Here is a 13,592-nt window from a genome sequence, read left to right as displayed (position 1 = left end):
CTTCTGGTTCATTCACATTCGCGGGGCGGGAAGCCCCGAAGGACAAGCGAGCCCGGTCAGACCGGGCTCGCTACTACAAATGGTTCAAGCCCAATTGTTCTTGCGGAAGTCCATCGCGAAAGCAGGTGCCGCCTTCCACTTCAATGACTTCGGCTTGGCCGTGAACGTCGCGTTCTGATGGAGGACCGTGTAGGCTGGGTCTTCACGTTCGCAGATTTCCAGCATCCGCTTGAACGCTTCCTTGCGCTTCGCGTGATCCGTGCTTGTTTCCAGAATGACGGAAAGCTTGTTTGCTTCCTCATTCGTCCATTCGCCGACCTGCTGCTGCTGGCCGTTCGGGCCGTGCTGGCTGACGATGGAAGAAACAGGATCGTTGAACGGCGCAGAATTGGACCAGTCTCGCACTGCGCGTCCCGGGCTTTTTTCCAGGATTTGCTGCCAGTTTTCCTTCATCTGGATTTCGACGTTCAGGCCCACCTGATTCCACATCTCCACAAGGATCTGCGCGGTCGGGGTCTGGTTGGTGTAGTAATTGTTTAGCAGGCGGTAAGGGATTGCATCACCCTTGTAACCGGCCTCTTTCAGAAGCTGCTTGGCGAGATCAGGGTTATATTCCGGAACATTCCAGCCTTGGACGAACATATCGCCATAATAATCCCACTGAAGCCCTGCCGGAACGACCGTGCGGCCAGCCCACAGCGAATCCACGATCGCCTGACGATCGATCGCGTGGGTGAATGCGCGACGCACCAGCGGATTTTCAAGCTGCGGATGGAACTTGTCGAAAACGGTCAGACGATGGTTAAGGATCGTACCGCCTTGGACCTCGAAAGCGTCGTTCTTTTCGATGCCCTCGATCTGGTCCGGCGGAATGTCGCAAGCAAACTGATACTCACCCGAGAGCAGACCATTGATGCGGGAGGCTACTTCCGGCACTTCGATGAAACGGATCTGCTTCAGCGGCGGACGTCCGCCCCAATATTCGTCATGAGCTTCGAGCACCAGCATGTTGTCTGGCTTGAACTCGACAACCTTGTAGGGGCCGGTGGTGATCGGCTTGCGCGCCCAATCGAGATAGCTTGGGGATTCCTCCCAACCGCGACGGCTCATGATCTGGCTGCCGTAACGCGAGATGCGGCCTTCCATGGTGACGTCCGGCGTACCGTTCTTGAAACGCACCGTATATTTGTCGACCACTTCCACACCCAGCAGGGCCGGCCATGAACGGCGAGCAGTCGCGGGAACTTCCAGCGGCAGTTCCTTGCTTTCGCGACCCAGCGGATTCTTTTCCGTGACGTAAATCGTCTTGCCTTCGGCTGGCTGCGTGTCGCCGAACATGCGTTCCTTGCCGAAGGTAAAGGCAACGTCTTCGGCGGTCATCTCGTCGCCATTGTGGAACTTCACGCCCTGACGGAGTTTCAATTCGACGGTCTTGTCGTCAATGCGGGTCCATTCGGTCGCAAGGCCCGGCACGGCAGAAAGCCCGCCCAGCCAGTCACGGTCGATTAGCGCTTCCCAGATGCTGGAGAAGAAGACGCGTTCGCCGACGTTCGATTGTTCGCGAAGGACATCGAGCGTATTGCTGTTCGCCACCTTTTGCACGGCTATGGTGATCGATGGGCGATTGTCGGCCTGTGCGATGGCAAAGCGCGGCAGGATGAGCGAACCCGCGGCACCGGCTGAAAGTCCAAGCATCCCGCGTCGGGTCAGATTGATCATTGGTTGCTCCTGAGATCAATGGTTGCGCGTTGTCAGCCCTTGCGGGCTGGATCTGTAATGGGTGAGTGTCCGGTCGGCATGAGACAGTCGCCACGACAATGCCTTCTGGGCATAGTCACGAACGAGGGCCGCATAAGCAGGATCGCCAGCCAGATTGCTGAATTCATGCGGGTCTGCCTTCAGATCGAAGAACAGCGGCGGCAGGGCGGCAAAATGCACGTACTTGTAGTTTTCGTCCTCGATCACACAGAGGCTGCAATCATCCTGGGAAAGCTGGACCGAGTTCTGCGGCTGATCGTAGAAGACATCGCGAAAATCGAACTCGTAATGTAGTTCCGTGCGCCAGTCGGAGGGCTTTCCCTCAGCCAGAAACGGCAACAGCGAACGGCCGTCGCAGGCGCGAGGCGTTTCCCCGCCCAGCCATTCGAGGATGGTCGGCATGACGTCGATGCTTTCGGAGAAGCCTTCTTCGATCTGGCCGGCGTGCCGGTTCTGTCCCGCATCCTTTATGACCAAGGGAATACGGAAGCTTTCGGCATTGTAACCGATCTTGCCGAGCAGGTGATGATCGCCCAGTTGTTCGCCATGATCGCTCGTGAAGATAATCAGCGTGTCGTCCCACTGACCGGTTTCATCGAGATAGGCAAAGACCCTCCCCAGACAATCGTCGATCTCGGTGATCAGTCCGCAATATGTAGCGCGCATCTGGCGAATTTCGCCTTCATCAAGCGTTGCTCCCGAGCCTTCCGCGCCATGGAAGAACGAGCCGCGTCTGATGTGGTCGATATAGTGCTTCATGAGCGGATGCTGTGCCGCTTCGGCATCCGGATTCTCCGCACGTATAGGCGCAGGCATATCTTCGGCTTTGTACATCGCATGGTAGGGCGCGGAGGCTACGAAAGGCGGATGCGGGCGATAATAGCCAAGATGCAGGAAGAAAGGCTTGCCGTCCCTGCCCTTCAGATATGTCAGGGCGCGCTCCGTGAAGAATGTCGAATCCGAAAATTCCTTCGGAATGCGCGACGGTTTGTCGGTAGCACCGGGAACGGAATGTTCACCTTCCGGCAGCCAGATATCTTCGCGGTTCTCTGGCAGTTCGAAGCCGTTCTGCGCCACCCAGCCAAAATACCCCTCCATATTGGGCTCGAATGCGCCGACCGAACGAAAGCCGTCCATGATGTCGCCCAGGACCGTGAAACGCGGATCCCTTGCAGAGGTTGTGCGCGGATCAGGTGTCGTGGTGGTGTAACCAATGAGCGCGGGATCGTAGCCAATGGCGCGCAGGGCCTTGCCAAGGTTTAGATGGCGCTGGTCAAGCGGAACAGTGTTCTGCACCGCCCGGTGGTTCATCAGGTAGAGGCCCGTCAGCAGGCTTGCCCTTGCCGGACCACACGGCACGCACGTCGTGACATGATTGCGGAAGGTCAAGCCTTCCCGGCAAAGACGATCAAGATTGGGAGTTTTAAGGAAAGGTTCGCGCCCCTCCGCCCGCATCAGGTGAGGGATAAAATCTGCTCGCCATTGATCAACGACGATAAGCAGGACATTTTTTCTGGTCATGTTGGCCTCGTTATTTCCGAGGCTTACTAGGACCCTTGTATTTCAAGGGCATGACCCTTGTGTAATGTTTTGGTGAAGCTCTGATTACAAGAACGCCGGCCAAAGGCCGGCGTTTCGCTTATGTCGATTGAATAGCCGATTATTCCGTCTTGGCTTCGATATCGACCTTGTCGAGCAAAGTGAGCGGATCCTGCGATGCAGCTACCATTTCAAGGGCGCCAATGCCCTTATCGGCTTTCGCCTTGACGGCAAGCTCGAAAATATTCGGCTTAGCAAGGAAGGTAGAAAACGCCGCCGCAACATCCTGTAACTGCGGCTGATCCGCTGCCAGTTCCTGTAGAGCGGCTGCAGCTATCAGAGACACAGTGCTGCGCACTTCGTCTTCGGTCAAATTATTTTCTTGGGCATACATTTTGATGCCCTTCGCGATGATACCCTTTTCCTGGATTTTGAGGTTTACCTGCTTGGCCTTGAGCCCAAGCAAAGCGACCTGTGTCATCACCTTGTCACCCGAGAAGAACTCCTTGGTGAAGCCCCCCATCAAGCCCGACATGGACACGGACCCCATATCCTTACCGCTGACCGAGATGTCCTTGATGATCAAATTCTGGTTTGCTTCATCCCAGTTGGCCTCGAAATTTGAGGACATGGTGAGACGGTCATAACCAAGTTTGCGAAGCTGCTGGTAGAATTCGTCATCGCCCTGTGCCGGGACTTTGAGCGACATATCTTCGTAAGCCACGCGCACGTCGGTCGGAATGCCGTTGTAAGGCTTGTTGAGAGAGACTTCGTAGCTCTTCATGGCAAACTGAATGCGTTCCGGCAGCGAAGGAACCGACGTTTCTTCCGTTGCAGCCTGATCCGCATCGTCCGCGTTTTCTTCGCCTGCATCTACATCTTCAGATTCGTCGTATGGCAGGTCTGCGTCGATTCCCACAATCCGAAGCGTGCCGAATTCCGGGAGCATGGTCGTATAAGGGAAGTTCTCAATCTGATCGTCGCTTAGCGCCGCAAACTTTTTCAACGCTTCGATTGATGTCGCCCAGGAGAAGCCCTGCAAGGAAGCTTCTTCCATCTTCATGTAATTCGGGCCTTCCGCAAACCCGAAACCCTTGATGGTCGCGTCCATCTTCTGATTGTCGAAAGCGACCGCAATGCGTTCGATGCCGCCCTTGCCCTTCGAGGCGTCGGTAGGCTCGATCTTCATGCCGATCAGCTCGACATCACCCTTGCCGATCGTCTCGAATAGGGAAGTCAGCTGGAGAATAAGCTCACGCGTTTCTGCCGGGGAAGGTTCGTCCATCTTTTCGAGAGCTTGCAGCTTTTGCAAAGTTTCGGTGAATGGTACGGCAGGCATACGAGCTGAAAAGCCGTTGCTGCGAACTTCATCGTAGCTGAAAGTCACATCCTTCGTCTTCATGACGATGTTTTTCGCCGAGAACGGACCGTAGACCGGCTTGGCCTCCTTGTCGTCCGGACCTGCCTTCTCGGTATAAAGGCGAGCAAGGAAGACACCATCTATGTCCTTGCCTTCTGCGGCACCGATGGTACCGGTCATTTTTTCCGTGACTTTTTCGCCGTCTTCGTCTGGAACTTCGACCGTAAAGTCGAAATCTGTGCTGCCAGCGGTATAGTGAGCAACCTTGCCGAGGTTGATATCTTCCAGCGCAACGTCCTTGTAGACAACGTTCTGTTCGTTATTCGCAACCGTCTGGACGACCTTGATTTCCTGCGCGGTGAGGCGCTTTGCCGAGAAACGGCCAACGCGCTCCGGCAGCGTGAGACCGCTATTGCCGAAAGTGTCCTTCAGCATGGCGCTATCGAAATTGGCGTCTTCGATCGCCACGCTTGGAATGGAAATCTTGTAGTTGCCGATCTCTGTATCGATGCCCGACGCATTCAGCATCCCCGTGAGGAACAGGAACTTCGGGCGACCATCGACCGAAGCAATACGAACGTCAGAGCCATCCTTCAGCGGCAACGTCACGTCGCGCAGGTGGATACGTCCGAGAAAATCCGCTTCGACGGAAGATGCCTTGCCGCCACGCTTTTCAAGCTGCGATGTAATGGTCTTCTCAAGTGTGAATTTGTATCCGGTCAAACCGGCGGCGGCGATAGCGATTATCGCAACAGCCGCCCACAGCGCCTTGCGCCCACCCTTGCGGGTTCCGTTCTTTGCCTGCTCCACGATGCTGGTCCTTTCAGCGCAAATTAAAACGGTGTCTGTGCCAGCTTATTGTCTAGAGCGAATTCGCAGTCGAAGGGAGGCTTTGACATTGCGTTAATACGGCTGAAACAACTGCTTGAAACACACAGCCTGAATCGGTCAGGCAGGCAGATGCTCTAACTACCTGAAATTGCAAGCGCAAGAAGGGATATAAAATTTTCTCACAATATTTTATGCTTTGCTCAAGCAATACTCGAACAAAGCAACATACAAATATTCGCAATCTCGATGGAAATATCTATCAAACCACTTCAGTTGCCGAACCAGGCTCCAACCCCTCATACGAACATACGGATACTGTCAGCCGCTAAAGCGGCTGATCTGGATGCGGAGATGCACCATACGCGCCCCAGACGGATTGATCGAAATTCACGATGGCGCCGGTCATCAATCCGGATTCTTCCGAGGCCAGGAAAGCTATCGCACGGGCAACTTCGGCCGGATCGATCAGCCTTCCGAAAGGCTGGCTCCGGGCCGCTTCATCGAGCCAGTTCGCCGGCGCATTGTGAAATTCGCGCTGGATGCGATCCTCGCCGTCCGATGCCATCCAGCCAATATTCAGGCTATTGATGCGAATGCGGTTGCGAAGCACCGAATAGGCCACGTTGCGGGTCAGCGTGTCGAGCGCCCCCTTGGAGGCACAGTAAGCCGCAATGAATGGCTGGCCGCCCATGGAGGACATCGAAGAAATATTGACGATGGTTCCCTCAACCTTGTCGCGTCGGAACAGCTTTATCGCTTCCTGAATGAGGAAGAACGGCGCTCGCATATTCACCGCAAACAAACGGTCGAACAGTTCGGGGTCGGTATCCAGAATGGTGCCCCGATCCGTGAGACCAGCAGCGTTTACGAGGACATCGAGTCGTCCAAACACACGATCAGCTTCCGAGATGATCTTGCGGCAGTCTTCCACCTTCTCAAGATCGGCCTGAACGAAAACGGCTTCTGTTCCCGCTTTTTTCAACTGATCGACCTGTGCCCGCCCCTTCTCAGCCGAACGCCCGCATATCAAGAGACCTTTCGCGCCTCTTTCAGCAAACAGTTTGGCCGTTGCTGCTCCCAGCCCTTGGGTGCTTCCCGTTATGACAGCAACTTTACCGCTGAATTGTCCGTTCATTCTACACTCCGAAAACCCATCAAACCCTGCCGCCCAGTTCGGCAGTCAGATCGGCAAGCTCCTGCCCACCCGCCATCAGGCTTTGCAGTTCGTCCATGTCCACATCGTTCTTGGTTCGCGTTCCAAGCGTTACGCCGCGATTGAGAACCGTGAACTTGTCGCCGACCGCATGGGCATGACGAACATTGTGGGTGATGAAGATGACGCCCAGCCCCCGCGAGCGCACCAGATTGATGTATTTGAGAACCATCGCTGTCTGGCGCACGCCCAGCGCCGAGGTAGGTTCATCAAGGATGAGCACCTTCGCCCCGAAATAGACGGCGCGGGCAATGGCCACACACTGGCGCTCGCCGCCGGAAAGCGTTCCCACAGCCTGCTGTGGATCACGAACGTCAATCCCGATCTTGCGCATTTCCTCGCGTGTTACCTCTTCGGCCTGTTGTGCATCGAACCAGCGGAAAGGTCCGACGCCCTTTGTCGGTTCGCGCCCAAGAAAGAAATTGCGCATGACGGACATCAACGGGATCATAGCTAGATCCTGATAGACGGTCGCGATGCCATGATCGAGCGCATCACGCGGACTGTTGAAGAAGACAGGCTTCCCCTCAACCAGAAAGTCGCCGCTCGTCGGCTTATGCACGCCGGACAGCGTTTTGATCAGGGTCGATTTACCAGCGCCATTGTCACCAAGCAGACAGTGCACCTGCCCCGGTTCGACGCTTAACGAGACGCCGTTCAATGCGATGACTGGGCCGAAATGTTTAACGAGATTGCGGACTTCGATGATGGGCGTCGTCATGGCAAACCTCCTCAGCGCTCGCCGGTCGCACGCTTGCGAATGAAATTGTTGAAGAGCACCGCGATCAATAGCATTCCGCCGAGAAAGACCAGATACCAGTCCTGATCGATCTGGGTATAGGTCAACCCGATCAACACCATCCCGAATATGATCGCACCGAAGAATGCGCCTATCGCAGAGCCATAACCGCCGGTCAGCAGACAGCCCCCAATCACCGCGGCAATAATCGCCTCGAATTCCTTCTGGAAGCCGCGGCGCGCGTCGGTTGAGCCAGCATCCAGAACGGTAAGGATAGCCACCAGTGCTGCAGCCATTGCCGTGCACATGAAGAGTGTCGTCTTGACACGGCGCACGGGAACACCGGAATTGCGGGCGGCAAGTGCATCACCGCCTGCCGCGAAAATCCAGTTGCCGAAGCGGGTGCGCACCAGCACATAGGTCGCGATAAGCGCAATGGCGATGAACCAGAGAACTTCGACAGGGACGCCTCTTACCGACGGCTCCCCATTGGGGAATTTGGCGATCAGGTCGTTTTCAGCCATCCAGGCAAAAACTCCCTGAAAGGCATCGCCGGAAAAGAGTCCTGCAAGATAACTGCCCGCAACGGCTTCCTTCACACCCCGCAATTGGGTGGCTCCGCCCGTGGCCCATTTCAGCCCAACCAACGACAAACCACGCAGAATGAAGAGGAAAGCGAGCGTTACGATAAAGGATGGCAGGCCCGTCCGGATAACTATCTGGGCATTCACCACGCCCACGAAAGCCGCAAAAAGCAGGGTGACGATGATGGCGACGGCGAGTGGTACCTGCCACACGACGAGGGCAGCGGCGAAGATCAGGCCAGCAAAGGCGACCATCGAGCCGATGGAGAGATCGAACTCGCCGCCGATCATAAGAAGCGCCGCGGCGACGGCCAGAATGCCAAGCTGCGAAGCAGGCGCCATGAAGTTCATGATACCGGCTGCCGTGAACATCGCAGGGTTGGCAACAGAAACGAAAAAGATCGTTATAAGGATCAGACCAGACACCGCCCCCAATTCCGGCCGGCTCAGGAGCCGCTGCAACGGGCTGGCCGATTGCAAACGCTCATCCTTCGACAGCGGTGCCGTTCCGGCCTTTTGATGGGGAAGTGGCTCACTCATGATCTTCTCCTGATACATTCCGGGCGCAGAAACCCATTCCCGCCCATTGTCATGGGCGGGCTTGATGTTTGATCGTCGAAACGAGGTTAACGGATGCCCTTGGCCGAAAGTTCAACGACCTGCTTGGCTTTGTCCTTGGTGATCAGGTTCGGACCCGATGGAACATTACCACCCGGCATCAAGCCGTACTTCGCGTTAAGCGCGAGAAACGATACCGGCAGATAGCCTTGCAGGAACTGCTGCTGATCGATGGCGAAATCCGCCTGTCCCTTTTCGACGGCTTCCAGAAAGCCAGCCGACATATCGAACGTCGCAACGTGGATACCGCTGCGACCGCTCTCTGCAGCAGCCTTCACAGCTGGTTCACCCGCGAGTGTCGCATTGAGGGTCAGGATCGTGTCGACGGCAGCATCGGATGCCAAAGCCGCACGAACCTTGGCTTCGTTTTCTGCAGGATCTGTCGACGTAGGCAGAACCGTCACCTCACCAAAGCCCTCTTTGAAGCCTGCACAACGCTGATCGAGCGAGACGTTTCCGACTTCCTGATTGACGCAAATGCCTTTCTTTCCGCCAGCATTCTTCAATGCTTCACCGGCAACCTTACCGGCATCGAATTCATCCTGACCGACATGCAGCAGAGCGCCGAGCTTCTTCGAAGCATCGGACCCGGAATTCATGGAAATGACGGGAATACCGGCTGCGACAGCACGTTGAATCGACGGTCCAAGCGCATCCGCATCTGGAATGGAAACCACGATACCTTGTGGTTTCTGATTGATCGCAGCATCGATAAGCTGCGCCATCTGCACCATGTCAAAGGTTTCCGGTGCGCGGTAATCGACCTTCACACCCGTATCCTTTGCCGCTTCCGCAACGCCATTCTTCACGACAGACCAGAACGGGTCGGATGCCTGACCATGGCTGACCACGACGATATTAATATCAGCTGCCTGGGCTGCGACAGAAGCAGCCAACAAGGCCACCCCGGCTACGGCCGACTTCAATAGAGATTGCATGTTCACTCCTCCCTTGTCCGGCGCTCCCCGCCGGTTTGCGTTAACGCTTTACCTTCGTCTGCGGCATCCCGGCGCTCCTCCAAGCGTTTGTCCGGCAACTCATGCAGAGGTTGGGTTTATTCAATAGAATGAAACATTCATAACAAATTATCGTGGAATTATAATTCCATTTCTGGTAGCTGATGTCAATCGCATAAGCTGCCGACGATATGCTTATTTCGCAAAGGAGTTGCGCAGCGCCAAACACCTCGACCATCGTTTCGGGAGGAATGCCATGACTGGTAGAACTGAGCTTCTGACGGTCGGTTTGATCGGGTCCGGTTTCATGGGCAAGACGCACGCCCTTGCACTCGCAAACGTCAACCGGGTGTTCGACTTGCCGATTGAAGTGCGGCTTCACACATTGGCCGATGTGAATGCGGAAATAGCGACAAAAGCCGCAAAACAACTGGGCTTTGCAAATGCCACCGGCGATTGGCGTACACTGATCTCAAACCCGGATGTCGATCTCATCGACATCACTACGCCAAACCGTTTTCACAGGGAAATGGCGCTCGCCGCCATTGAAGCAGGCAAACACGTCTATTGCGAAAAGCCGCTTGCCCCCACCGCAGCCGAGTGCCTCGAAATGGCGCTCGCCGCTGAACGGAAAGGTGTTCAGACCGCAGTCGGATTCAACTACCTCAAAAACCCGATGATAAAGCTGGCAAGGGAAATCATCGAAAGCGGAGAACTGGGCGAAATCCGCAATTTTCGCGGCATTCACGCTGAGGACTTCATGGCCGACGCCCGTATCCCCTGGACCTGGAGGCTTGATCCGGCGGGCGGAGGCGGAGCACTGGCCGACATCGGCAGTCATATCATCGCTGCTGCGCGCTATCTCGTTGGACCGATCACAGCCGTCATGGGAGACGCCGTGACAGTCATCAGCGAGCGTCCGGATAGTTTGAACCCTTCACGGATGAAACCCGTGGAAGTGGACGACGTTTCGCGTGCTTTCCTGCGTTTTGAAAACGGAGCGACCGGAACGCTCGAAGCAAGCTGGATCGCCAGCGGTCGCAAGATGCAGCATGATTTCGAGATTTCCGGATCGAAAGGTTCGTTATGCTTTTCGCAGGAACGCTTCAACGAGCTCGACCTGTTTCTCTTTTCCGACAAAAAAGGGCAACAGGGCTTCCGCAAGATATTCGCAGGACCTGAGCACGAACCCTATGGAGCCTTTTGCGTCGCGGGCGGTCACCAGATCGGCTTCAATGATCTCAAGACAATCGAGGTCCGCGACTTCCTGCTTGCCACCGCTGGACAGAGGAACGGTCACGCCGATTTTCGTGAGGGTTATGAAGTGCAGAAGGCTGTAGAAACGATCTACGCCTCGTCCCGTGACCGCCAATGGAAAAATGTCTAGCCTGTACGTGAAGCAGGATGAACGATGAACTCTCCGTCGACTGTCAGTATTTTCGCATCTATGCCATAGACGTCTTGCAATAGTTGCGGCGTGAGGACCTCCGTTGGCGCCCCGTCCGCAACGATTTCCCCCTTGTCCACCACAAGCAGGCGCGTGCAATGCTGTGCCGCAAGGCTCAACTCATGCAATGAGGCAACAACCGTTCTCCCCTCCCGCGCAAGTTCAGAAAAACTCTCCATCAACCCCAGTTGATGAGAAGGGTCGAGGCCTGCCACCGGCTCGTCAGCGAGTATCATCGGCGTATCCTGCGCCAGCACACGCGCAATCAGTACCCGCGCCCGCTCGCCGCCGGAAAGCTCCATTGCGGGCCTGTCTCGGAATTGGGCAACGTCCATACGCTGCATTGCACTATCGACAAGCGCCTTGTCCTGCGCATTCATGCTCGCAAAGACCGGTTTCAACGCAGAACGGCCCAAGGAAACAAGCATCTCCACTGATATCGGCCACGCCACATCACGCTCCTGGGGCAGATAGGCAAGCTTTTGCGCTTTTTCCGAAGCCGTCATTCGGCGCAAGTCGTCCCCATCAAGCGAAATCTCTCCTCGGGACGCAACAAGCCCCAGGATAGCGCGCAACAACGTCGTCTTTCCGGCGCCATTGGGTCCGATCAACCCGATGAATTCACCGTCGCGAATAGCGAAACTTGCATCGTTGAGCGCAGCTTTTCCGCCGAGCGTAACGGAAAGATTTTTTGCCGAAAGCGATGTCATACGAGCCGCCTCCGATATTTGAAAACCAGCCACAGGAAGAACGGCGCACCGATGATTGCGGTGAGGACGCCCAGTTTCAGCTCACGCCCCGGCATGACGATGCGCACCAATATGTCAGCCGCCAGCAAAAGGCCAGCGCCACCGAAACCGCTTGCGACCAGTAATCGCGATGGACGCGAACCCACAAGGGGACGCAAGAGATGAGGGACCACCAGTCCTACGAAACCGATTGCCCCTGCAACCGCAGTGGAAGCACCGACGCAGGCCGCGGTACCCAGCACGGCAAACAGCTGCACACGAGCCAGATTGACGCCCATCGTGGCCGCAGCGTCGACCCCTAATGTCAGGCTGTCGAGAGACCGCCCGAGTGCCAGAAGCATCGTCCAGCCAACCAGAATAAATGGTGCGGCAAGACCGACATGGGTCATTGATCTGTCTGCCAGCGATCCGAGCATCCAGAACACGATTTCCATTGCCGCAAATGGATTGGGTGACAGGTTGAGCGCCAGCGCCGTCAATGCTCCGGCAAGGCTCGTCACCGCGACACCTGCCAGAATGACGGCGAGCGTGCCGGCATTCCGCCCCGCCAGAAGCTTGACGAGAAACACCGACACAAAAGCCCCCGCCAGCGCAAGCAGCGGCAAGGCCAGCGGAAACAGAAGCGACAGGCCGCTATAGATAGCAATAACCGCTCCGAACGACGCCGATGCGCTCACTCCCAGCAAACCCGGTTCCGCGAGCGGGTTGCGCAGATAGCCCTGCAAGGCAGCGCCAGACAGCCCAAGCGAAGCTCCGATAAGGAGCGCGAGCAATGCCCGGGGCAGACGGATTTCGCGCATCACTAGCACGATCATTTCGCTGTCATCGCCGAAAAGTGCCTTGAGGCTGTCGGGGATGCTGATTGCCGCAGGTCCCGTCAGCAGCGAAACAACGAAAAGCAAAGCCACGAGCAGGGCCAGCCCGACCAGCAGAAGATAGAAGCGGTTACACTCAGTCACGCGCGGCCTCCGCGAGTTCTGCCACGGCTTCCACGCTGAATGGTCCACCGCACACGGTCAGATTGTCTGCTATCGTCACCGCCCTCGCCTGTCTCTCGAGCGCCCGCAAGGCCGGGTGTTCGAAATTCTCGAAAGCCAGCGCAGGCGCGCGTTCTCTGGAACTGCGCACCAGAATATCCGGCTTTTCGAGCACCAGTTTTTCCAGTGATAGCGGCGCAGAGCCACTGACGCCTGCCTGGTCGGCCAGATTATCAAGTCCGGCAAGGCGAACTGCTTCATCGACCAGCGTGCCCCGACCGGATGTGTAACTGTTGGCGTAATAAAGCGCGACCGTCTTGCGACGGACAGGCTGCTGGATTGCCGCTAAAGCAGCTTTCATCTTATCGATTTCCCGGCTGGCTTCCGCCTGTCTTCCGAGCAACTCGCCCATGCGACGCAGATGATCTTCTATATCGCTGAACGAGCGGGCGGGCGCGAACTCTTCCACCCGTACGCCGAGCCTCCGCAATAGTCCAACCGTCGCTCTCGAGGAGAATGTTCCCGCCAGCACAAGGTCGGGCTTCATCAGGAAAACTTCTTCTGCCTGCGCATGGTTGGCCGGCAACTGCCGGGCTTTCGCCGCCATGACGGACAATTCCGGGTCCTGCGATAGATAGGAAACCGATTGTAGCTGCCCTTCCCTGGCCAACAGAATTGCGAGCTGATCGGTACATACATTGATGGAAACAACCCGCTTTGGACTATCCGCTGCATCTGCCGGATTTCGAACGAAAAGGGCCAGCCCCGCCGCGAGGCAGAAGCTGATGGTCCAGTTTGCGGATGCCCTTTTCATTCTCTGT

11 protein-coding genes are annotated in these 13,592 nt (G+C 56.3%); 1 reads left to right on the top strand and 10 read right to left on the bottom strand.

From position 1 onward, the window contains the following. Positions 1-84: 84 nt before the first annotated feature. The 7 genes from ACS5UA_RS01650 to ACS5UA_RS01620 all read right to left on the bottom strand — a co-directional run bounded on the left by ACS5UA_RS01650 (position 85) and on the right by ACS5UA_RS01620 (position 9,580). A complete protein-coding gene (locus ACS5UA_RS01650; RefSeq protein WP_021586680.1) occupies positions 85-1,719 on the bottom strand; it encodes an ABC transporter substrate-binding protein in 1,635 nt (544 codons plus the stop codon). A 15-nt stretch (positions 1,720-1,734) separates the two neighbouring features. Next, complete coding sequence (gene pehA, locus ACS5UA_RS01645; protein WP_075041968.1) at positions 1,735-3,279, bottom strand: phosphoric/sulfuric ester hydrolase PehA; 1,545 nt, start codon at positions 3,277-3,279, stop codon at positions 1,735-1,737. 139 nt (positions 3,280-3,418) lie between these two features. After that, positions 3,419-5,467: a hypothetical protein gene (locus ACS5UA_RS01640; RefSeq protein WP_021586677.1), complete on the bottom strand. Its 2,049-nt coding sequence runs from the start codon at positions 5,465-5,467 to the stop codon at positions 3,419-3,421. Positions 5,468-5,813: 346 nt separating this feature from the next. Then, the gene (locus ACS5UA_RS01635) at positions 5,814-6,623 is read right to left on the bottom strand and encodes an SDR family oxidoreductase (RefSeq protein ID WP_021586676.1); all 810 of its coding nucleotides are present in this window, start codon (positions 6,621-6,623) and stop codon (positions 5,814-5,816) included. A 19-nt stretch (positions 6,624-6,642) separates the two neighbouring features. Continuing rightward, on the bottom strand, positions 6,643-7,422 hold the full coding sequence (locus ACS5UA_RS01630) for an ATP-binding cassette domain-containing protein (protein ID WP_006467147.1): 780 nt from the start codon (positions 7,420-7,422) through the stop codon (positions 6,643-6,645). 11 nt (positions 7,423-7,433) lie between these two features. Further along, a complete protein-coding gene (locus ACS5UA_RS01625) occupies positions 7,434-8,564 on the bottom strand; it encodes an ABC transporter permease (protein WP_036592843.1) in 1,131 nt (376 codons plus the stop codon). Positions 8,565-8,650: 86 nt separating this feature from the next. Then, on the bottom strand, positions 8,651-9,580 hold the full coding sequence (locus tag ACS5UA_RS01620) for a sugar ABC transporter substrate-binding protein (RefSeq protein ID WP_006471710.1): 930 nt from the start codon (positions 9,578-9,580) through the stop codon (positions 8,651-8,653). A gap of 274 nt (positions 9,581-9,854) precedes the next feature. Here ACS5UA_RS01620 and ACS5UA_RS01615 point away from each other — a divergent pair, with 274 nt between their 5' ends. Further along, on the top strand, positions 9,855-10,985 hold the full coding sequence (locus ACS5UA_RS01615) for a Gfo/Idh/MocA family protein (RefSeq protein ID WP_021586673.1): 1,131 nt from the start codon (positions 9,855-9,857) through the stop codon (positions 10,983-10,985). Here the strand turns inward: ACS5UA_RS01615 and ACS5UA_RS01610 are convergent. The 3 genes from ACS5UA_RS01610 to ACS5UA_RS01600 are packed head-to-tail and all read right to left on the bottom strand — an operon-like array spanning position 10,982 to position 13,585. Next, a complete protein-coding gene (locus tag ACS5UA_RS01610) occupies positions 10,982-11,755 on the bottom strand; it encodes an ABC transporter ATP-binding protein (RefSeq protein WP_021586672.1) in 774 nt (257 codons plus the stop codon). The genes ACS5UA_RS01615 and ACS5UA_RS01610 overlap by 4 nt on opposite strands. Continuing rightward, positions 11,752-12,753, bottom strand: coding sequence for a FecCD family ABC transporter permease (locus ACS5UA_RS01605; RefSeq protein ID WP_021586671.1), 1,002 nt, complete (start codon positions 12,751-12,753; stop codon positions 11,752-11,754). The genes ACS5UA_RS01610 and ACS5UA_RS01605 overlap by 4 nt, the downstream gene beginning before the upstream one ends. Further along, positions 12,746-13,585: an ABC transporter substrate-binding protein gene (locus ACS5UA_RS01600; protein WP_021586670.1), complete on the bottom strand. Its 840-nt coding sequence runs from the start codon at positions 13,583-13,585 to the stop codon at positions 12,746-12,748. The genes ACS5UA_RS01605 and ACS5UA_RS01600 overlap by 8 nt, the downstream gene beginning before the upstream one ends. Positions 13,586-13,592 lie beyond the last annotated feature (7 nt).

The sequence above is a fragment of the Brucella sp. RRSP16 genome, from assembly GCF_052246815.1.
Taxonomy (GTDB): Bacteria; Pseudomonadota; Alphaproteobacteria; order Rhizobiales; family Rhizobiaceae; genus Brucella; species Brucella intermedia.
The sequence above is the reverse complement of the archived record's forward strand: the minus strand, read 5'-3'. Positions and strand labels throughout refer to the sequence as shown.